Source organism: Streptomyces sp. NPDC056600, assembly GCF_042792855.1.
GTDB lineage: Bacteria > Actinomycetota > Actinomycetes > Streptomycetales > Streptomycetaceae > Streptomyces.
Window position 1 is genome coordinate 170163 of the sequence record NZ_JBHTVQ010000002.1, and the last position, 20880, is coordinate 191042.

Sequence of the window (20880 nt, forward strand, 5' to 3'; positions counted from 1 at the left end):
ATGGCCCTCACCCTGCACCAGATCCACGCCGACGTCGCCGACTGCCTCGGCGAGGACCCCGCCGAGATCCCGGTGGACGAGAACCTCGTGGACCATGGCCTCGACTCGGTCCGCATCATGACGCTGCTCGAGGGCTGGCGCCGCGACCACGGCGTCGGCGCCGACTTCGCCGACCTCGCGGAGCAGCCCGCCGTCGAGGCCTGGGCGCGGCTGCTGGGGGCGGCCTCATGACCGTCGCCACGCCCGCCCCCACCGGAGCACACCCCGGGGACTCCCCCGCCGAACTCCCGCTCACCGCGGCGCAGTCGGGCATGTGGTACGCGCAGGCGCTGGATCCCGCCAGTCCCGCGCTGAACACGGCCGAGTGCGCCGAGATCGAGGGCCCGCTGGACCCGGACCTCTTCGCCCGTGCCCTGCGGCTGGTCGTGAAGGAGGCGGACGCGCTGCGCGTGCGCCTCGTGGAGACGCCGCAGGGGCCGCGCCAGCGCGTCCTGGAGGAGGTCGAGCTGCCCTTCGAGGTGCTCGACCTCAGGGACGCCGACGACCCGGCCGCGCGGGCCGAGGAGTGGATGCGCGCCGATCTGGCGCGTCCGTTCGACCTCGGCGGCGCGGACCCGCTGTTCACGCAGGCGCTGCTGCGCACCGGGGACGAGCGCTGGCTGTGGTACCAGCGGATCCACCACCTGGTGATGGACGGCTACGGCTACACCCTGCTGGGCCGCCGCACCGCGGAGGCGTACACCGCCTTCGCCCGCGGCGAGGAGCCGCCCGCGACGGCCTTCCGGCCGCTGGCCGAGCTGGTCGCCGCCGACCTGGAGTACCGCTCCGGCGAGGCGCTGGAGACCGACCGCGCGCACTGGTCGCAGCTGCTGGCCGACCGTCCCGAGGCCCCGCACCTGGCCGGGCGCGGCGCGCAGCCCTCGCGGACCTTCGTGCGCCGCACCGCCCATCTCTCCCCCGAGGCCACCGGCCGGCTGCGGGAGACCGCGGCCGCGCTGAAGGCCACCTGGCCCGAGGTGGTGATCGCCGCGCAGGCGCTCTACACCGCCCGCGCCACCCACCGTCAGGAGGTGGTGCTCGGCGTGCCGCTGATGGGGCGCATGGGCTCCGCCGCGCTGCGGGTGCCCGGCATGGTGATGAACGTGCTGCCGCTGCGGGTCTCCGTGGAGCCGCGGCAGACCTTCGCCGCGCTGGTGCGCCAGGTGGTGCTGGCGCTGCGCGCGGCGCGCCGCCACCAGCGGTACCGCTACGAGGACATCCGCCGCGACCTGGGTCTGCTGGGCGAACAGCGCGCACTGGTGGGGCCGATGGTCAACACCATGCCCTTCGACTACGCGGTGGACTTCGCGGGCTCCCCGGCACGGCTGCGCAGCCTGTCCGCCGGGCCGGTGGAGGACCTGACGGTCAACATCTACGACCGCGCCGACGGGCACGGCCTGGAGATCGACCACGACGCCAACCCGGCGCTGTACGGCGAGGACGAGGTCGCCCTCCACCAGGACCGCTTCCTGGCGCTGCTCGACCGTCTGGTGGCCGCCGACCCCATGCTGCCGCCGGCCGCGCACCCGGTGGCTCTGCCGCACGAACTCGACCTGGTGGTGCGGGACTTCAACGACACCGCCCGGGAGGTCCCGCCGACCACGCTGATCGGCCCGATCGAGGCGCAGGCCGCCCGCACGCCGGACGCGCCCGCCCTGGTCTTCGACGGCACGACGCTCACCTACGCCGAGCTCAACGCCCGCGCCAACCGGCTGGCCCGCCACCTGATCGAGCGGGGCGCGGGCCCCGGCAAGGTGGTCGGGGTGGCGCTCCCCCGCTCGCTGGAGCTGGTGACCGCGCTGCTGGCCGTGGTGAAGGCCGGGGCCGCCTACCTGCCACTGGACCCCGACTACCCCGCCCAGCGCCTGAGCGACATGCTGGAGGACGCCGCACCGGTGTGCGCGGTGACCGACCACGCCCGGCGGCTGCCCTCCGGCGTGCGGACCCCGCTGGTGGTGCTGGACGGCCTGGACCTGTCCGCCCACCCGGCCTGCGACCCGGCCCGGGCGCTGACACCCTCGCACCCGGCCTACGTCATCTACACCTCCGGCTCCACCGGCCGTCCCAAGGGCGTGGTGGTGCCGCACGCGGCGATCGACAACCGGCTGCGCTGGATGCAGCACGCGTACCCGCTGGGCCCCGGCGACCGGGTGCTGCAGAAGACGCCCGCCTCCTTCGACGTGTCGGTGTGGGAGTTCTTCTGGCCGCTGCGGGTGGGCGCCACGCTGGTGGTGGCCGAGCCCGGCGGCCACCGGGACCCGGCCTACCTGACCTGGCTGATCAACGAGGAGAAGGTCACCACCTGCCACTTCGTGCCCTCGATGCTCCAGCTGTTCCTGGCCGAGCCGTCGGCCGCCACGGTGGGCTCCACGCTGCGTCAGGTGTTCTGCAGCGGCGAGGCGCTCCCGAGGGACACGGCGCGCGCCTTCGCCGGCCGACTGCCCGGGGTGCGGCTGCACAACCTGTACGGCCCCACCGAGGCCGCGGTGGACGTCTCGTACCACGAGGTGCTGCCGGGCGACGAGGGCCCGGTGCCGATCGGCGCCCCGGTGTGGAACACCCGGCTGTACGTCCTGGACTCGGCGCTCCAGCCGTGCCCGCCCGGCGTCCCCGGCGAGCTCTACCTGGCCGGCGCCCAGCTGGCCGACGGCTACCTGGGACGCCCGGAGCTGACGGCCTCACGCTTCGTCGCCGACCCGTTCGGCCCGCCCGGCGAGCGGATGTACCGCACCGGCGACCTGGCGCGGTGGCGCGCGGACGGCATGGTGGAGTACCTGGGCCGCACCGACCACCAGGTGAAGCTGCGCGGCCAGCGCATCGAACTGGGCGAGATCGAGGCCGCGTTGGCCGCCCAGGACGGGGTGGACGGCGCCTGCGCGCTGGTCCGCGAGGACCGCCCGGGCGACCAGCGCCTGGTCGGCTACGTCACCGGCGCGGCCGACCCGCTCGCGGTGCGCGAGGCGGTGGCGCTGACCCTGCCGGAGCACATGGTGCCGACGGCCGTGGTGGCGCTGGAGGAGTTCCCGCTGTCACCCAACGGCAAGCTGGACCGCCGCGCCCTGCCGGTCCCGGTCCACGAGGGGTCCGGCCACCGCCGGCCGACGGTGGCCCGCGAGGAGGCGATGGCCCGGATCTTCGCCGAGGTGCTGGGGCTGGGCGAGGTGGGCGCCGACGACGCCTTCTTCGACCTGGGCGGCTCCTCGCTGCTGGCGATCCGTCTGGTGGGGCGGATCCGCGAGGAGTTCGGCGCGGAGCTCACCCTCGGCTCGCTGTTCGCCTCGCCCACGCCCGCGGCGCTCGCCGCCCGGCTGGACAGCGCGCGTCCGGCTTCCTCGGACGCGCTGGACGTGGTGCTGCCGCTGCGCCCCGACGGGGACCTGCCGCCGCTGTTCGTGGTGCACCCCGCGGGCGGCATCGCCTGGTGCTACGCGGGGCTTCCCGCGCGGCTGGGCCCGGACCGGCCGGTGTACGGCGTGCAGGCGCCCGGGCTGCTGGAGGGCGGCCCGCTGCCCGCGTCGCTGGAGGAACTGGCCGCCGAGTACGTCGGCCGGATCCGCGCGGTGCGGCCGCACGGGCCGTACCGGCTGATGGGCTGGTCGGTCGGCGGAGCGCTGGCGCAGACCATGGCGGTGCTGCTGCAGGAGGCCGGCGAGGAGGTCGACCTGCTGGCGCTGCTCGACGCGTTCCCCGCCGAGCAGTGGCGGGAGCGGCCCGCGCCGGAGGAGGGCGACGCGCTCACCGCGGTGCTGCGGATGGCGGGCCTGGAGCGGACCGTGGAGGCGACCAAGGACGACGTGGTCGCCACGCTGGCCCGGCTCGGCAGCCCGCTGGGCGGCCTCTCGGACGTCACGCTGAACCGGATCGTCGACATCGTGCCGCACAACGCGCGGCTGATGCGTGAGCACGTCCACCGGCGGTACGAGGGCGACCTGCTGTTCTTCACCGCGGCGGCCCCGCGCGCGGAGGACTGGCTGACCTGGGAGTCCTGGCGTCCGCACGTCGGCGGCGAGGTCCGCAACCTGGACCTCGACTGCACCCACCCGCTGATCACCCAGGGCCGCCACCTGGACGCGGTGGCCGCGGTGGTCTCCGCCCGGCTGAAGGAGCTCGACGCGTGAGCGCGACCGACATCCCCTCCCCGTTCGACGCCCCGACGCCGTTCTGGGTCCTGGTCAACGACCGCGGGGAACGCTCGCTGTGGCCCGACTGGCGTGAGGTCCCGGCCGGCTGGACCCCGGTGTTCGGCCCCGCGCCACGGGAGGAGTGCGAGGCCTCCCTCCACCGGCCGTGACCTCGCGGGCCGCGTCCCCTGCCGGGGCGCGGCCCGGGCCGTCGGCGGGGAGGCGGGTTCCGCACGCCGAAGGCGGGTGCCGTGCGGGGAGTCCGCACGCTGCGGCGGTGTCGTGCGGGGGGCGAGCGCGCCGCACCGGCCGGAAGCCGGGCGGCACGGCGCCCGCACGACCGGCGCGGCACCCGCGGCGACGCCCGGGTCGGCACCGGGACCGCGTCCGGAGCGGCACCCGCACCACCGGCCCCGCACAGCGGCCGCAGCAGCACCCACGCCGCCATCACCGGCACCGCACGGTGTCCGCAGGGCACCCGCAGCACTCCCGTCGGCACGGCGGCACAAGCACCGCAACGGCTCGGGTCTCCGTGCGCGCCCGTCCCGACGGACCGGGCCGGCCGGGGCTGAGCCCCCTGGATCCCGGCGACCCGCAGCGCGCGGACCATGTCCTGGCGGCGGTCCCGCGTGACTCCGCGCCGCGTCCGGCAGCGACGGGACCATCGGCGCCGGAGCCCGACCACCGGTACCGGCACGGCATCCGCACCGCATCGCACCGCACGAGCGTCCCTGGGGCGTCGTGACGGGGCGGGTCGGCCGGGGCTACGCGCCCCGTACGCCCGCGACCCGCAGCGCGTGGACGACGTCCCAGTAGCGGTCCTGCGACACCCCGCGCGCCGCCTCCAGCAGCAACGGGACCATCCGCGCCGGATGTCCCGCCGCGCAGCGCGCCGCCTCGGCGGGCACACGGGTGCGCACGTACGCGTCCATCAGCAGCCGCACCTCCCTGTCGCGCCGCGCGTCGCACAGGGCCGCCACCGCGTCCGCCATCTCCTCGGCGGGACGGGCCACCCCCTGCCGCAGCACCCGCTCCCCGTCGTCCGGCCGGCCCGCCGCCGCGAGCGCGTCGGCGACCGGCACCAGACGCGGCACGGGCAGGGACGACGCCTCCCACAGCAGCGTGGCCCATTCGGCCTCGCCGCCGGCCCCCTCCAGCCGCTCGGCGGCCAGCGGGAGGCGGGAGACCGGCCACCGCGCCATCTCCGCCAGCAGCGCGTGCGCCTCTCCCGAACGGCCCTGGCCGCGCAACCGCAGCAGTCGCGCCACGTCCTCGGTCACCGCCGCCCTGTCCTCGGCGTCCGGTTCCGCGAGGTCGCGCCGGGCGCCTCCCGGCCGGTCGGCGGCGCCCGCGAACCGCGCGCCCCGCGGCACCGCGTCGGCGGCCGGTTCCGGCACGGGCGCGAGGACGCCGGGTGGAGCCGGCGCCGCGGAGCCGGTGGGCGCTTCCGGTTCCGCCGGCATCCCGGCGAACCGGGCACTGCCACGAGGCCGCTTCCTCTTCTGCCGCTTGCCGGCCGTGGCCTCCTCGCCGGGCCCGTCACCACCGCCCGCCGGGCCGGACGCGCCTCCGGTACCCGGCCGCCGTGCGGGCTCCGCGTCGCGCGCGGCGGCTCCGGCTTCCGGCCGCCGTCCGGACTCCTCCGCCCCCGCCCGGTACCGCCCCTGCGCGGGCAGGCCCCGCAGCGGGAGGCCCTGCGGGCCGCCGGTCTCCCACGAGGCGTGCCGCGCCGCGGCCAGGGCCTCCAACCGGTCCCGCAACTCCGCGGCCCTGGCGACGGCCCGCTCGTGATCGGCCCGCGCCCACGCCAGGTCCGCGCGCAGCGCCTCCGCGGCCCACGCGTCCCCGGCCGGCGCGACGGGATGCCGGAGCGTCTCCAGCCGCTCCGCGGCCTCCCGTTCCTCGCGCAGGGTGGTCTCCAGCCGGTCCCGCAGGGCCTCCCGTCCTCCCGGCCGCGCGTCGTACGCGGCCGCGGCCCGCGCGTGCAGGGCACGGGCGGTGCCGCGCTCCAGGTCCGCGGCCGGGGCCCCGTGGGTGGCGGCGAGGTCGTGCAGCAGGTCTTCCACGACGTCCCAGGGCGGCACCTCACGCCCCTCGACGCACGCGCGCATGGCGTCCGGATCGCGCCGCCAGAAGACGCCGCACCAGCCGGCCCGCGGATCGACGCGGCCCAGGAGTCCGCCCAGGTAACCGGCGAAGTCCCCTACCGACACCGGGAGTTCTTGCACCACCATGCCGCGATCCCCTCACCGCCGTGGGTCCGGAACTGTCCGGTCCGAAGCGAACACCAGCCGTGTTACGCCCGGACTACGCCGAGTTTTCCGCCGCGAGCCACGTGATCCTCCGGTCGCGGGCGGTGACGGCCCCGGAGCGGCCGGCCGCCCGCGCGCGCCGAGCGGGCGGCACCGTCCGGCCGAGGTGTAGCCACCTGCCCCAGGGGCACCCGGCGGGCGCACGGACTGTCGACCTCGTGCGCCCGCGCGGTACAGGGGGCGCGCCGAAACGGATGGCTGATGACCAGCGGATTCCCGGGTCCGCAGGGCTACGGCTCGGACCCCTTCGCAGAGTTCTTCGCACGCCTGTTCAGCAGCGGACTCTTCGGTCCCGCTCCGTCGGCCAGGGGGTCCGGCGGCGGCTCCCCGGGCCAGGGCGGTGGCGAGGGCGCCCCGCCGCGGCGCGTGGACATCGGCCGTCTGATGAGCCGGCCGGCCCAGGACCTGGTCCGCGCCGCGGCCGCCTACGCCGCCGAGCACGGCAGTCGCGACCTGGAGACCGAGCACCTGCTGCGTGCCGCCCTGGCCATCGAGCCGACCCGCAGCCTGATCGCCCGCTCGGGCGCGGACCCCGACGAGCTGGCGGCGGACATCGACAGCCGCGCCGCCGCGCCCGCCGGCGACGAGACCCCGCCGGCGTCGGTGGCGATGACCCCGGCCGTCAAGCGCGCCCTGCTGGACGCGCACGAGCTGGCCCGCAGCCGCGGCGACGGCTACATCGGTCCCGAGCACGTCCTGAGCGCGCTGGCCGAGAACCCCGACTCGGCGGCCGGCCACATCCTCGGCACGGCCCGGTTCGCGCCCACTCCCCCGCCGGAGGGCCCCGAGCCGTCGGCCGCCGCGGGCGGCCGGGTCCCGGCCGGCTCCACCGCCGTGCGGCGCCATCCCGAGCAGCCCCAGCACGGCATGAACACACCGAACCTGGACCGTTACGGCCGCGACCTCACCGAGCTCGCCCGGCAGGGCCGGATCGACCCGGTGATCGGGCGCGACGAGGAGATCGAGCAGACCGTCGAGGTCCTCTCCCGGCGCGGCAAGAACAACCCGGTACTGATCGGCGACGCCGGCGTCGGCAAGACCGCGATCGTGGAGGGTCTCGCCCAGCGGATCGCGGACGACGACGTCCCCGACGTGCTCGCCGGACGCCGGGTGGTCGCCCTGGACGTGTCCGGCGTGGTGGCGGGCACCCGCTACCGCGGCGACTTCGAGGAGCGGCTCAACGGGATCATCGACGAGATCCGCGCCCACCCGAACGAGCTGGTCGTCTTCATCGACGAGCTGCACACGGTGGTCGGCGCCGGAGGCGGCGGTGAGAGCGGCGGGATGGACGCGGGCAACATCCTCAAGCCCGCCCTGGCCCGCGGCGAGCTGCACGTGGTGGGCGCCACCACGCTGGAGGAGTACCGCAGGATCGAGAAGGACGCGGCGCTGGCCCGCCGCTTCCAGCCGGTGATGGTGCCCGAGCCGTCGGTGGCCGACGCGATCGAGATCCTGCGCGGCCTCGCCGACCGCTACGAGGCGCACCACCAGGTGCGGTACACCGACGAGGCGCTGGTGGCGGCGGTGGAGCTCTCCGACCGTTACCTCACCGAGCGGTTCCTGCCCGACAAGGCGATCGACCTGATGGACCAGGCCGGGGCCCGGGTCCGGCTGCGTTCGCGGGGCCGGGGCACCGACGTGCGGGCGCTCCAGCGGGAGGCGGAGCAGCTCACCCGCGACAAGGACCAGGCGGTCGCCGCCGAGCAGTACGAGGAGGCGACGCGGCTGCGCGACCGGATCGAGGAGGTCCGCGCGCGCATCGAGGCGGCCGGCCAGGACGAGCAGCCCGACGAGGGGCAGAACCTGGTGGTGACCGTGGAGTCGATCGCCGAGGTCGTCTCCCGGCAGACGGGCATCCCGGTGGCCAGCCTGACGGCCGAGGAGAAGGACCGGCTGCTGCACCTGGAGGAGCACCTGCACGAGCGGGTGGTGGGCCAGGACGAGGCCGTGAAGGTGGTCGCGGACGCCGTGCTGCGGGCCCGCGCCGGGCTGGCCGGCCCGGACCGGCCGATCGGCAGCTTCCTCTTCCTCGGCCCGACCGGCGTCGGCAAGACGGAGCTGGCGCGGGCGCTGGCGGAGGCGCTGTTCGGCAGCGAGGAGCGGATGGTCCGGCTCGACATGAGCGAGTACCAGGAACGCCACACGGTGAGCCGCCTGGTCGGCGCCCCGCCCGGCTACGTCGGGCACGAGGAGGCCGGTCAGCTCACCGAGGTGGTGCGGCGCCACCCGTACTCGCTGCTGCTGCTCGACGAGGTGGAGAAGGCCCATCCGGACGTCTTCAACATCCTGCTCCAGGTGCTGGACGACGGCCGGCTGACGGATTCCCAGGGCCGCACCGTGGACTTCACCAACACGGTGATCGTGATGACCTCGAACCTCGGTTCCGAGGCGATCGTCCGGGGCGGCGGCGCCCTGGGCTTCACCGCGGCGGACGCCGCCGTGGACGAGGAGGCGCGCCGGGAGCGGGTGCTGCGGCCGCTGCGGCAGCACTTCCGGCCGGAGTTCCTCAACCGGATCGACGAGATCGTGGTGTTCCGTCAGCTCACCGACGTGCAGCTGCGGCAGATCACCGACCTGATGCTGGAGCGGACCCGCCGCCGGCTGCACGCGCAGGACGTCACGGTGCGGTTCACCGACCAGGCGGTGGACTGGCTGGCGCGCCACGGCCACCAGCCGGAGTACGGCGCGCGTCCGCTGCGCCGCACCATCCAGCGTGAGGTGGACAACGAGCTGTCCCGGATGCTGCTGGACGGCCGGCTGTCCGGCGGTGGGCGGGTCGTGGTGGAGGTCGGCGAGAACGACCGCCCGGCGTTCCGGGTGGAGAGCGCCGGCTCGACCGCCGCGGACGGGGACACGCCGCCGGAGGCGCCCTTCGGCGGCTCCGGCGGAACGGGGTCCTGACCGCGACAGGTCCTCGGACCGAAGGCGCCGCCCGGCCCGTGCCGGGCGGCGCCTGTCGTATGCCGGACGCCGCCAGTCCTGTGCCGGGCGGCGCGTGCGGTGCGCGCCCGGGAGTCCGCCGGGGTCCGGTCGCGGCCGTCGGGCGCGCCCAGGACCCCGTTCGCGGCAGCGGTCAGCCGCGCACCGTGAGCCGGCAGCCGCTCAGCCGTCAGCCGGCGGGGTGCACCACCATGGCCGAGCCGCCGCCCCGGCGGACGGTCTCCGCGGCCGCGGTCCAGCGGCCGTCGGGCAGCCGCTGCACGCCGGTGGCCGCGCCGATCTCCGGGTTGCGGCTGAAGACGTGCCCGATCGCCTCGAGTTCGGCACGCAGCGGGCTGTCGTACAGACCGGGTTCGAGTTCGGTGCGGGCCGCGTTGCGCTGGCTGGCGCGCGGGGCCGCGATGGCGTCCACCAGCGGCAGTCCCCGGTCCACGACGCCGGTGAGGGTTTGCAGGACGGTGGTGATGATGGTCGCGCCGCCCGGCGAACCGAGCGCCAGCACCGGCCTGCCCTTGCCGTCGAGCACGATCGTCGGGGACATCGAGGACCGGGGCCGCTTGCCCGGACCGGGCAGGTTCGGGTCGTGCACGGCCGGGTTCGCCGGGGCGAAGGAGAAGTCGGTCAGCTCGTTGTTCAGCAGGAAGCCGCGCCCCGGCACGGTGATGCCGCTGCCGCCGGTCTGCTCGATGGTGAGCGTGTAGGCGACGACGTTGCCCCACTTGTCGGCGACCGTCAGGTGGGTGGTGCTCTCGCCCTCGTAGGTGGTGGGGGCGGCCTGCCCGCTCGCGGCGCAGCCCTCGGGGTGACGCGGGTCGCCGGGTGCGACGGGGCTGGTGAGCACCGCGTCGTCCTTGATCAGGCAGGCGCGGGAGTCGGCGAACTCCTGGGAGAGCAGTGCGCGGGTCGGCACGTCCTCGAAGGCGGGGTCGCCGACCCAGCGGCCGCGGTCGGCGAAGGCGATGCGGCTCGCCTCGACGAAGCGGTGCAGGTACTGCGCCTGGCTCGCGCGGGAGAGGTCGGTGCGCTCCAGGATGTTGAGGGCCTCGCCGACGGTGGTGCCGCCGGACGAGGAGGGCGCCATGCCGTGGACCGTGAGCCCGCGGTAGCGGACGGCCGTGGGCGCCTGCTCCTTGACGCGGTAGCGCGCCAGGTCCCGCTGCGAGAGCTGTCCCGGCCGTGCCCGGTAGTCCGAACCAGCGGCCACCGGCGGGTGGTTGACCGTCTCGACGACGTCCTCTGCGATCGGGCCGCGGTACAGGACGCCGGCGCCCTCCCGGGCCATCCGGGCGTAGGTGCGGGCCAGGTCGGGGTTCTTGAGGGTGGATCCCACCTCGGGCAGCCGGCCGCCGGGCAGGAAGAGCTCCGTGGTGGCGGGGAAGGCGCGGAAGCGGGTCTCGTTGGCGGCGGTCTGCGAGCGGAACGTTTCGTCGACCGTGAAGCCGTCACGGGCCAGCCTCTCGGCGGGCGCCAGCACGCCGGACAGCCGCTTGCTGCCCCACTTCTCCAGGGCCTTCTCCCAGGTGGCCGGGGTGCCCGGGGTGCCGACGCTCAGTCCGCTGGTGACGGCCTCGGCGAAGGGAACGGGCTTGCCGTCCTCCAGGAACAGGTCGCTCCCGGCGCTCAGCGGCGCGGTCTCCCGCCCGTCCAGGGTGTGCACGCTGCGGGAGCGGGCGTCGTAGAGCACGAAGTAGCCGCCTCCGCCGACGCCGGCCGAGTACGGCTCGGTGACGCCGAGCGCGGCGGCCGTGGCGACCGCGGCGTCCACCGCGTTGCCGCCCTTCCTGAGGATCTCCAGCCCCGCGGCGGTGGCGTCGGCGTCGACGCTGGAGACGGCTCCGCCGTAGCCGGTGGCCACCGGTGTCTTGGCGGGGCTGTGGCCGCCCGGCGGGCCGGCCGGCGAGCCGTGGGCCGGGGCGGCGACGGTGAGCGAGGAGACGAGGGCGGCCGAGACGGCCAGGACCGCACCCCGTGTGCGCCGTCGTGCTCCGGACGCTCCCGGCGCTCCGGTCCGGTTCCGTGTGACGGGCTGGGGTGTGACGGAAAGACGCACCTTTACCTCCGGTCATCGGTAATCGCCGCAGCCTAGCCCAAATTGCCGTGCACACTTCAGAGGCGCGCTCGAACGCCAGATGGACGCCCGCTAGGCTGCGCGCCCATGAATACCGTCGTGTTGTACCTCGTCCTCGCCGTGACCGCCCTCTGCGTGGGCACGGCACTGGGCTGGCTGCTCCGCGGCCGCCTCGCCGAGCGCCGTCTGCGCCGCAAGCAGGCCTTCTTCGGTCTGCCCGACAACGCGGAGTCGCTGCTGGTCGTCAACCGCGACCCGGGGGCAGGTCCGGAGCTCACCGTGGTGCGGCACGACGCCTTCGCGCTGCTGGAGCTCGCCGCGGTCGTGAGGGAGTGCAACGCCCACGCGCAGCTGGTGGCGCACGACGCGGCGCAGCAGAGCTTCGGCGAGCGGACCGAGTTCTGCGTCGGCGGGCCGGGCGCCAACCGGCGGCTGGCGGCACACCTGCATTCGCTGCTGCCCGGGGTGCGGATCAACACCGAGCCGGACGCGGGTCCGGACCGCGGAGCCTTCCAGATCGGCACCGAGCGCTACCGGATGGAGCCCGGCACGGAGGAGTACGTGCTGCTGGCCCGGCTGACGGCGGGCCAGGGCAAGGGGGCGCGGCCGGTGTTCCTCTTCTGCGGGCAGCGGGCCATCACCAACCAGGCGGCCACCCGCTACCTGGCCCGCAACCACGAGAAGCTGGCGCGCAAGTACGACGGCGGCTCGTTCGTCCTGCTGCTCAAGGTGGTGAACTCGGCCGCCTACGGCGCGGACGTCGTCGAGCTGGTGGGCGACGTGACCAAGGCGGCGCAGTCGGCCCCCGCGGTCAAGGCCCTGCAGCCTCAGCCCAAGCACCGGGCGGGTTCGTGAGACCGGTTGCCCTGAACGGGTCCGGATCCGGGCGGCCGGGCTCGGACCCGGCCGGCGCGCAGCTGACCTTCTCCTCGCCCGTCCCGGACCGCCTTGCGGACGGTCCGGCACCGCGCGAGCAGTGATCTCCGGCTGCTGCCGGGCGGATCCAGGGGGGCCCTGTGAGCCGCCGCTCCCTACGGCCTGTCGGCCGTGGGCGGGGCCTCGCCCGGCAGCAGCGGTCCCGGTCGGTCCGGGGCCACGTCGACGGCCTCGGTCTTCGGGTTGCGCCGCTGGCGCCGGGCGACCCACCCGGCGAACCAGGAGAGCAACATGCACATCCCGATGTAGACCGGTGAGATCACCAGGACCACGGGGATGAAAGGCAAATCATAGTCAAGGTTCGACGCGATGAGTTTCCCGGCGTGCAGGAACTCCTCGTAGGTGATCAGGAAGCCCAGCGAGGTGTCCTTCAGGGCGACCACCAGCTGGCTGATGATCGAGGGCAGCATGGCCCGCGCTGCCTGCGGCGCGAGCACGTGGGTCATCACCTGCGACTTGCGCATGCCGAGCGCGTACGCGGCCTCCCGCTGGCCCCGGTCCACCGAGTTGACGCCGGAGCGGAAGACCTCCGCGAGCACCGAGCCGTTGTAGAGGGTCAGTCCGGTGACCAGCGCGGGCAGCGGGCGCACCTCGAGCGCCACGAACACGAAGAAGATCATCACCAGCACGGGCATGGCCCGGAAGAACTCCACCAGCAGGGTGGAGACCCAGCGCAGCGCCCGGTGGTCGGACAGCCGCCCCATCGCGAGCACCACGCCCAGCAGGAGCGAGAGCACCGCGGCGATGGCGAAGGCCTTGAGGGTGTTCCCCAGGCCGCGCAGCAGCAGTTCCTGGATGCCCTTGTACTGGAACGGCGTCCACTTGGCGGCCTCGAACTGCCCGGTGTCCACCAGCAGGTACACCAGCCAGCCGAGCAGCGCCAGGATCACCAGGGTGGCCGCCGCCCCGTAGAGCCGGTGACGGGCACGGGCCTTGGGGCCCGGGATGTCGTAGAGGGCGGTGGGCGTGTTCTCGGCCTGCGCGGTCGAGGTCATCGGGGCACTCCCCACTTGCGCTCCAGCACGTTGAAGAGCGCGCTGATGGCGAGGGTGATGATCAGGTAGCCGACGGCGATCCACACGAACGTCCACACGACGTCGTACCCGAGCTCGCCCAGCGTCTTGTAGACGCCGAGCAGTTCGGTGACGCTGAACGCGCCCGCGATGGCCGAGTTCTTGGCGAGGGCGATCAGGGTGGAGCCGATCGGCGGGATGACGGTGCGGAAGGCCTGCGGCAGGATGACGTGCGACAGGGTCTGCCCGAACGTCATGCCGAGGCTGCGGGCCGCCTCGCCCTGTCCGCGCGGCACGGTGTTGATGCCCGAGCGCAGTGCCTCGCAGATGAACGCCGAGGTGTAGCAGCCCAGCGCCAGCACCGCGAAGACGGTGAAGGGCAGCACCAGTCCGAAGCGGGGCAGTCCCAGCAGGACGGCGAAGAACAGCAGGGTCAGCGGGGTGTTGCGCAGCACCGTCACCCACACCGTGCCGATCACCCGCAGCGAGCCGACCGGGGCGACCCGGAAGGAGGCCATCAGGAAGCCCAGCACGAGGGCGAGCAGCGAGGCGAAGAAGGTGAGTTCGACGGTTCCGAGGAAGCCCTCGCCGTAGGTGGAGAAGTTGTCGATCAGTACGTTCACGTCAGGTTCCGGTCCTCGTCAGCCCGCCGGGTAACGGTCGATGGGGGGCGGCTGGGGCGCCGGCACCCCGGACAGGCCGAGGGTGGCCTCGTACGCCCGCTTCCAGTCGCCGTTCTTCTGCCGCTCCTCCAGGGCGTCGTCGAGCGCGAACCGCAGCGCGTTGTCCTCCCGGGGGACGCCGATGCCGTAGGGCTCCTCGGAGAAGGGCTTGCCCACCACCTTCAGCTCCTCGGGGACCTTCGCGGCGTAGCCGATGAGGATGGCGTCGTCGGTGGTCACCGCGTCGACCTGATAGGTCAGCAGGTTGTCGACACAGACCGAGTATGAGTCGTAGGCGACCAGGTCGGCCTCGGGGAAGTCGTCCCTGATCCGCTGGTAGGGCGTGGAGCCGGACGCCGAGCAGACCCGCTTCCCGGCGAGGTCCTCGGGGCCCTTGATCTCCTCCTCGTCCTTGCGGACCAGCAGGCCCTGGCCGGCCATGTAGTACGGCCCGGCGAAGCCGACCAGCTTCTTGCGGTTGTCGTTGATGGTGTACGTGCCGACGTAGAAGTCGACCTGCCCGTTCTGCAGCGCCGTCTCGCGGTTGGCGGAGGCGATGGTCTTGAACTGGATGCGGTCCGGGTCGAGGCCGAGGGAGGCGGACATCATGCGGGCGATCTCGATGTCGAAGCCGGTGAACTCGCCGGTGGCCGGGTCCCGCTCGCCGAGGAAGGGCTGGTCCTCCTTGGCGCCGACGACGAAGTAGCCGCGGCGCTCGGCCCGCACCCAGGTGGGCGAGTCGGGCAGCCGGAAGTCCTCGTTCACGGTGTAGGTGGGGAGCTTGTCCTGGGCCGGTCCCTTCACCGGCGGGCTGCCGTCCTTGCCGCAGGCGGCCGCGGCGAGGAGCAGGGCGGCGGCGAGGAGGGCGCGGACGGCGGTCCGCGGGGGCCGGGCGGGCGTGCGGCGTGCGGGGTTCTTCATGGCGCGGCCCCGGTCAGTGCTTGAGGATCTTGGACAGGAAGTCCTTGGCCCGCTCGCTGCGCGGGTCGGTGAAGAACTCCTCGGGCGGGCGGTCCTCGACGATCTTCCCGTCCGCCATGAAGACGACGCGGTTGGCGGCGGAGCGGGCGAAGCCCATCTCGTGGGTGACCACCACCATGGTCATGCCCTCGTTGGCCAGCTGCCGCATGACCTCGAGCACCTCGTTGATCATCTCCGGGTCGAGGGCGGAGGTCGGCTCGTCGAAGAGCAGGGCGGTGGGCTCCATGGCCAGGGCGCGGGCGATGGCCACGCGCTGCTGCTGGCCACCGGAGAGCTGGGCGGGGTACTTGTCGGCGTGGGCGGCGAGCCCCACCCGCTCCAGCAGCTCCCGCGAGCGCCGGTCGGCGTCCTCGCGCTTGCGGCGGCGGACCTTGATCTGCGCCAGCGACACGTTCTGCAGGACCGTCTTGTGGGCGAAGAGGTTGAACGACTGGAACACCATCCCGACCTCGGCGCGCAGTCCGGCGAGCGCCTTGCCCTCCTCGGGGAGGGGGCGGCCCTCGAGGTGGATGGCGCCGGACTCGACGCTCTCCAGCCGGTTGATCGCCCTGCACAGGGTCGACTTGCCCGACCCGGACGGGCCGATGACCACGACCACCTCCCCGCGGGAGACGGTCAGGTTGATGTCCTGGAGGACGTGCAGGTCGCCGTAGTGCTTGTTGACGCCCCGCAGATCGATCAAAGGCTCGATCAGAGGATCGAAGGCCATGCCCAGCCCCATTGCTCATCGCCGTGTCGTGAGGTCCGTAAACTATCCGGGACCGGTCGATAAGTGATGGAGACACGCACTTCGGACACCGCCTCGGCGCGACCGGGCGGGAGAGCCCCACGGAGGGCGACAGGGCGGGCGCCGGGACGCGGGTGCGGGGGCGTCAGGATTCGGCGGCCTCGGCGTAGACGTGGCACAGCTCCGGGGCGCCGTCCGTCGCCCAGCCACGGCCCGCCTCGACGACGTCCAGCTCGCGTCCGGAGGCGAGCCGGACCACCGGCCGCCCGTCGGGCCAGATCTCCCACACCGCACCCGGTACCGCGCGCACCACGACGCTGCCGAGGTACAGCCCCGCGTCGTTGCCCAGCCGCAGGACCGTCTCCTCGTCGTCGCGCCACCGCGGCGCGAGCTGGTCGAGCGCCTCCAGGGAGGCCGGGGTGTCGTCCAGTGCGACGCCCTCCCCCGCGGCGTGCGCGCGCAGCAGCTCGCACTCGGCGAGCAGCTCGGCGATCGCGCCGGCCGCCGCGAGGTCGCCCGCGCTCCCGCGGGTCCCCGGGCCGGATCCGCCCACGAGCAACGCCGTTCCCCGGGACGGACCGCGCCTCCTGCGCCAGTGGTCCAGGAAGGGAAGGTTCATGTCTTCCAGACTGGCACCGGCCCCGGCCCCTGACCATGGGGCGCGCGGGCCGGATACGAGCCTTCGGAGCTCGGGTCAGACCTCGAGGTCGACCACGACCGGCGCGTGGTCGGACGCGCCCTTGCCCTTGCGCTCCTCACGGTCGACGTACGCGTCCTTGGCCGCCTTGGCGAACGCCTGGTTGCCGAAGACCAGGTCGATCCGTATGCCGCGGTTCTTGGGGAAGGCCAGCTGGCGGTAGTCCCAGTAGGTGTACGGGCGGTCGTACTTGAGCGGCCGCGGCACCACGTCCTCGAGCCCGGTCTCCCGCAGCGCGGCGAGCGCCGCCCGCTCCGCCGGGGTGACGTGGGTGAGCCCCTCGAAGGCCGCCACGTCGAAGACGTCCTCGTCGGCGGGGGCCACGTTGTAGTCGCCCATCACGGCGAACGGGCGGCTCCCCTGCGCGTCGCCGGCCACCGCGGCCCGCAGCGCCTCGAACCACTGCAGCTTGTAGGCGTAGTGCGGGTGCCCGACCTCGCGGCCGTTGGGCACGTACACCGACCAGACCCGCACGGGGCCGCAGGTCGCCGAGATCGCGCGCGGCTCCTCGACGCCCTCGTAGCCCGGGTCGCCCGGCAGGCCCTTGACGACGTCCTCCAGACCCACCCTGGAGAGGATCGCCACGCCGTTCCACCGGCCCGTGGCGTTGACGGCGGCCTCGTAGCCCGCCTCACGCAGCTGCTCGAAGGGGAACTGCGCCTCGGCGACCTTGGCCTCCTGCAGACACAGCACGTCCGTGCCGCTGGTCTCGAGCCAGGCCAGCAGCCTGGGGAGACGGGCGGTGATCGAGTTCACGTTCCAGGTGGCGATACGCATGGGACCACGCTACCGGCTGGGTCCGACAGTCCCGCGTGGGACGGCACGGCCGTGCCGGCCCCCGCGGCGACGGGGCAACCGGGGGCGGGTCCCCCCGGGGGCGCCGCGGGTGGTGGGGCCCGCCCGGGGCGCCGCTAGGCCGGTCGTAGATCGGCCGGGCCAGATCGGTGAGCAGCGCGTCGTGCACGTCGTAGGCCCGCTGCGGCTTGACCTCGCGGACGTAGTCGATCACCTCGGAGAGCTTGCTCCAGGGCGCCTGAACCGGCAGCAGCAGTGTCTCGACCGTGGCGTACTGCGGGACGGTGAGCGCGTCGCCGGGGTGGAAGACGCGGCCGTCGACCAGGTAGCCGACGTTGGTGACCCGCGGGATGTCCGGGTGGATCACCGCGTGCAGCTCGCCGTGCACCTGGACGTCGAACCCGGCGACGGAGAAGGCGTCGCCGTTGCCGACCGTGTGCACGCGGCCGGGGAAAGCGGCGGAGAGGGTGTCGGCGACGGCGGCCAGGGTCCAGATCTCGGCCCCCGGGTTCGCCTCCAGTGCGGTGCGCAGGCGGGCCTCGTCGAAGTGGTCGGGGTGCTCGTGGGTGACCAGGACGGCGTCCGCCCCCGTGAGGGCATCCTCCTCGGTGAACATGCCGGGGTCGATGACGAGCACGCCGCCGTCCTTCTCCAGGCGGACGCAGGAGTGGGACTTCTTGATGAACTTCATGCCCCCATCCTGCCTCGCCGGGCGAGCGCGTGACGCCTCGCCGGGCGAGCGCGCGGCGTTCACTCCTGGGGCATGGTCTCCTCCCGCACCACTGTCCGGGCGATGGCGAACGCGCGGTTGGCGGCGGGCAGTCCGCAGTGCACGGCGGTCTGCAGCAGCACCTCGCGGATCTCGTCGGGGGTGAGGCCGCTGCGCAGCGCGCCGCGGGTGTGGGCGGCGAACTCCTCCCAGTGGCCGCCGGCGACCAGCGCGCCGAGGGCGACGCAGCTGCGGGCGCGGCGGTCCAGACCCGGCCGGCTCCACACGTCTCCCCAGGCGTGCCGGGTGACCAGTTCCTGGAAGTCGCCGGAGAAGTCGTCCGCCTCGTCCAGCGCGCGGTCCACGTAGGCGTCGCCGAGGACCTCCCGGCGGAGCTTGAGCCCGGTGTCGTACAGGTCGGCACGGTGGCCCGCCACGGACCGGTCGGGGGCGGGGGCGAGTTCGGCGATCGGCATGGCCCGGGGGCGGGACACGCTCTGGCTCACGGAGGAGACCGACGGGCCGGCGAGGCCCTCGGGGCCGGTCGGCCAGGCCGACGAGAAGTGCCGGACCAGCAGGTCGGTGACGGCGGCGGGCTGTTCCACCGGCACCAGGTGGGAGGCGCCGGGGACCACCGCGAGGCGGGCGTCGGGGATGCCGGCGACCAGGGTGCGTGCCTCGGCGGGGCCGGTGACCTGGTCGTCGGACCCGGCCAGCACCAGCGTCGGGACTCCGATCCGGCCCAGTTCCGCGCGCACGTCGAACCCGGCGAGCGCCTCGCAGGCGGCGATGTAGCACCCGGGGTCCGTGGTGCGGACCATCTGCACGGCCCACTCGGTGATGGCGGGCTGGGCGGCGGCGAACCCGCCGGTGAACCAGCGCTCCGGGGACGAACGGGCGATCTGCTCCAGCCCGTTGCTGCGCACCACCACGCCGCGCTGGCGGAACTCGTCCGGGGTGCCGAAGCGGGGCGAGGCGGCGATCAGCGCCAGCGAGGCGACCCGCTCGGGGTGCCGCAGGGCCAGTTCCAGACCGACCGCGCCGCCCAGCGCGCAGCCCGCGTACCCGAAGCGGCGCACGCCCAGCCCGTCGAGGGTGGCCAGCAGCCGGGCCGCCAGCTCGGCGACCGACCCGGCGGGGTAGGCGGGCGCCCCGCCGTGCCCGGGCAGGTCCCAGCGCAGCACGCGCCACTGCCGCGCGAGCTCGGGCACCTGCCGGTCCCACATGTGCCAGGTGGTGCCGAGGGAGGGTCCCACGATCAGCACCGGAGCGTGTTCCGGCCCGTCGAAGCGGAATTGGAGGGCCGGGGTCTTCGTCTCACTCACCCTCCGACCCTCTCATCCGTCACAAGGTGTCACATCGCCGGGTCACGCCTCGCTCGGGACCTACCCGGGAAGCATGGTCCACCCACGGCTTCCCTCACCGTGCTGCCGACATGTGACCGCCTGGAGCCGCGCGGCTCGCTTCGTGTGCGGGCGCGTGCCAGACAGACGGTGCGGCCGGGCCGGCGGCCTAAGGAGTCCTACCGCTTGTGGCCGTTGCCGTGTCCGTCGGGGTGCAGGACCACCTTGGTCCAGCCTTCGTCGCGGGTGTCGAAGTGCTCGTAGGCGGTGGGAGCCTCGTCCAGGCCGAGTTCGTGGGAGACGAGGAAGCTCGGCTCCGCCTTCCCGCCGGCGATCAGGTCCCGCAGCGCCCGGTTGTACTTCTTCACCGGCGCCTGCCCGGTGCCCATGTGCTGACCCTTGAACCACATCATGCCGAAGTCGATCGGAACCTTGCCCTGCGCCTCCAGTTCCCCTTGGGCCTCCGCACCGCCGGGGTCCTGGGGCAGGAACACGCCCACCACGCCGATGTCGCCGGTGAACCGCACCGAGTCGATCAGTCCGTTGAGTGTGAGGCTGGCGTCCTCGTGTCCCTGGGGATCGTGTGCCTGGTAGCCGACGCACTCGCAGCCGTTGTCGGCGCCCAGACCGAGGGTGGCCTCCTTGACGACCTCTGCCGGGTCCTGCTCGGCGGTGTTGATGGGAATGGCTCCGAGCTCCTCCGCCTTGCGCAGCCGGTCGGGCTGGTGGTCGGCCGTCCAGACGCGGCCGGCGCCCTTGATGAGGGCGGAATACGTCGCCATGAGCCCGACGGGGCCGGCCCCGAAGACGACGGTCTGGTCGCCCGGCTTGACATGGGCCATCTCGGTGGCGTGATAGCCGGTGGGGAAGATGTCGGCGAGCATCACGTAGTCGGTCTGCCGCTCGGCGGCGTCCTCGCCCAGACGCAGCGCGTTGAAGTCGCCGTAGGGCACACGCAGCAGTTCCGCCTGGCCGCCCTGGTAGGGGCCCATGTCGGCGAAACCGAAGGCGGCTCCCGCGAGGGCCGGCTCCGGCTGCATGGTCAGGCAGTAGTTGGTCAGACCTCGCTCGCACTGCTTGCAGAAGCCGCAGGCGATGTTGAAGGGCAGAACCACGTACTCGCCGACCTGGACCTTGCTGACGGCCGAGCCGACCTCCACGACTTGGCCCATGTTCTCGTGTCCCAGGGTGCGGCCGGACTCGAACGAGGTACGGCCCTCGTACATGTGCAGGTCCGAACCGCAGATGTTGGTACTGGTGATCTTGACGATGATGTCGCAGGGATGCTCGATCTTCGCGTCCGGTACGTCCTTCACCGTGACCGTTCGCGGACCTTCATATACCGCTGCCTTCATGATGACTTCCCTGGTGCCGCGCCGTGATTCCACGGCCCGGCGGTGATGAGACCGCACAGGGCGACCGGCCCCCGACGACTGGTGGGACGGGGGCCGCGGCTCCGGCACGTCTCTGCAGGCCGCTCACCCGGATCGGATGGAACGGAGGCGCCGTCGGCCCACCGGAGGGAACTCCGGCGCTC

The 20880-nt window shown here is 74.0% G+C and carries 15 protein-coding genes and 1 pseudogene; 5 read left to right on the plus strand and 11 right to left on the minus strand.

Annotation, left to right across the window (positions count from 1 at the left end; all coding sequences use genetic code 11):
- Genes ACFRAV_RS02000 through ACFRAV_RS02010 form a run of 3 tightly spaced genes read left to right on the plus strand, consistent with a single transcriptional unit; the run spans position 1 to position 4330 of the window.
- On the plus strand, positions 1–231 hold the full coding sequence (locus tag ACFRAV_RS02000) for a phosphopantetheine-binding protein (RefSeq protein WP_382550539.1): 231 nt from the start codon (positions 1–3) through the stop codon (positions 229–231).
- Positions 228–4157 (plus strand): amino acid adenylation domain-containing protein, encoded by a 3930-nt coding sequence (locus ACFRAV_RS02005; RefSeq protein WP_382550541.1) that lies wholly within the window; start codon positions 228–230, stop codon positions 4155–4157. Before ACFRAV_RS02000 ends, ACFRAV_RS02005 begins: the two co-directional genes overlap by 4 nt.
- Positions 4154–4330 carry an MbtH family NRPS accessory protein gene (locus ACFRAV_RS02010; RefSeq protein WP_382550543.1) on the plus strand — a complete coding sequence of 59 codons (177 nt, stop codon included), beginning with the start codon at positions 4154–4156 and terminating at the stop codon, positions 4328–4330. Before ACFRAV_RS02005 ends, ACFRAV_RS02010 begins: the two co-directional genes overlap by 4 nt.
- A 594-nt stretch (positions 4331–4924) precedes the next feature.
- On the opposite strand, the gene ACFRAV_RS02015 is transcribed toward ACFRAV_RS02010, so the two are convergent.
- The gene (locus tag ACFRAV_RS02015) at positions 4925–6394 is read right to left on the minus strand and encodes a hypothetical protein (RefSeq protein WP_382550546.1); all 1470 of its coding nucleotides are present in this window, start codon (positions 6392–6394) and stop codon (positions 4925–4927) included.
- Positions 6395–6673: 279 nt separating this feature from the next.
- Between ACFRAV_RS02015 and ACFRAV_RS02020 the strand changes: the two genes are divergently transcribed.
- Positions 6674–9373 carry an ATP-dependent Clp protease ATP-binding subunit gene (locus ACFRAV_RS02020; RefSeq protein ID WP_382550548.1) on the plus strand — a complete coding sequence of 900 codons (2700 nt, stop codon included), beginning with the start codon at positions 6674–6676 and terminating at the stop codon, positions 9371–9373.
- Between the two features lie 208 nt (positions 9374–9581).
- Here ACFRAV_RS02020 and ggt read toward each other — a convergent pair whose 3' ends face one another.
- The gene (gene ggt, locus ACFRAV_RS02025; RefSeq protein ID WP_382550696.1) at positions 9582–11369 is read right to left on the minus strand and encodes a gamma-glutamyltransferase; all 1788 of its coding nucleotides are present in this window, start codon (positions 11367–11369) and stop codon (positions 9582–9584) included.
- Positions 11370–11567: 198 nt separating this feature from the next.
- Between ggt and ACFRAV_RS02030 the strand changes: the two genes are divergently transcribed.
- Entirely contained in the window at positions 11568–12335 is a 768-nt protein-coding gene (locus tag ACFRAV_RS02030; protein WP_382550550.1) for a hypothetical protein, read from the plus strand.
- Between the two features lie 176 nt (positions 12336–12511).
- Here the strand turns inward: ACFRAV_RS02030 and ACFRAV_RS02035 are convergent, their stop codons facing one another.
- The 9 genes and pseudogenes from ACFRAV_RS02035 to ACFRAV_RS02075 form a co-directional block, all read right to left on the minus strand.
- Positions 12512–13411 (minus strand): amino acid ABC transporter permease, encoded by a 900-nt coding sequence (locus ACFRAV_RS02035; RefSeq protein WP_351111314.1) that lies wholly within the window; start codon positions 13409–13411, stop codon positions 12512–12514.
- Positions 13408–14052: an amino acid ABC transporter permease gene (locus ACFRAV_RS02040; RefSeq protein ID WP_382550552.1), complete on the minus strand. Its 645-nt coding sequence runs from the start codon at positions 14050–14052 to the stop codon at positions 13408–13410. The genes ACFRAV_RS02035 and ACFRAV_RS02040 overlap by 4 nt, the downstream gene beginning before the upstream one ends.
- Before the next feature lie 18 nt (positions 14053–14070).
- On the minus strand, positions 14071–15012 hold the full coding sequence (locus ACFRAV_RS02045) for a glutamate ABC transporter substrate-binding protein (protein ID WP_382550553.1): 942 nt from the start codon (positions 15010–15012) through the stop codon (positions 14071–14073).
- Between the two features lie 13 nt (positions 15013–15025).
- Positions 15026–15781, minus strand: a complete 756-nt coding sequence (locus tag ACFRAV_RS02050) for an amino acid ABC transporter ATP-binding protein (RefSeq protein WP_382550556.1) — start codon at positions 15779–15781, stop codon at positions 15026–15028.
- Positions 15782–15944: 163 nt separating this feature from the next.
- Positions 15945–16418 (minus strand): DUF6278 family protein, encoded by a 474-nt coding sequence (locus ACFRAV_RS02055; protein ID WP_382550558.1) that lies wholly within the window; start codon positions 16416–16418, stop codon positions 15945–15947.
- Positions 16419–16493: 75 nt separating this feature from the next.
- Positions 16494–17273, minus strand: a complete 780-nt coding sequence (locus ACFRAV_RS02060) for an exodeoxyribonuclease III (protein WP_351111323.1) — start codon at positions 17271–17273, stop codon at positions 16494–16496.
- A gap of 91 nt (positions 17274–17364) precedes the next feature.
- A pseudogene (locus ACFRAV_RS02065) lies at positions 17365–17982 on the minus strand (MBL fold metallo-hydrolase); the annotation flags it as partial.
- A 59-nt stretch (positions 17983–18041) separates the two neighbouring features.
- Entirely contained in the window at positions 18042–19325 is a 1284-nt protein-coding gene (locus ACFRAV_RS02070; RefSeq protein ID WP_382550560.1) for an alpha/beta fold hydrolase, read from the minus strand.
- A gap of 197 nt (positions 19326–19522) precedes the next feature.
- Positions 19523–20698, minus strand: a complete 1176-nt coding sequence (locus ACFRAV_RS02075) for a glutathione-independent formaldehyde dehydrogenase (RefSeq protein WP_382550562.1) — start codon at positions 20696–20698, stop codon at positions 19523–19525.
- Positions 20699–20880: the final 182 nt, after the last annotated feature.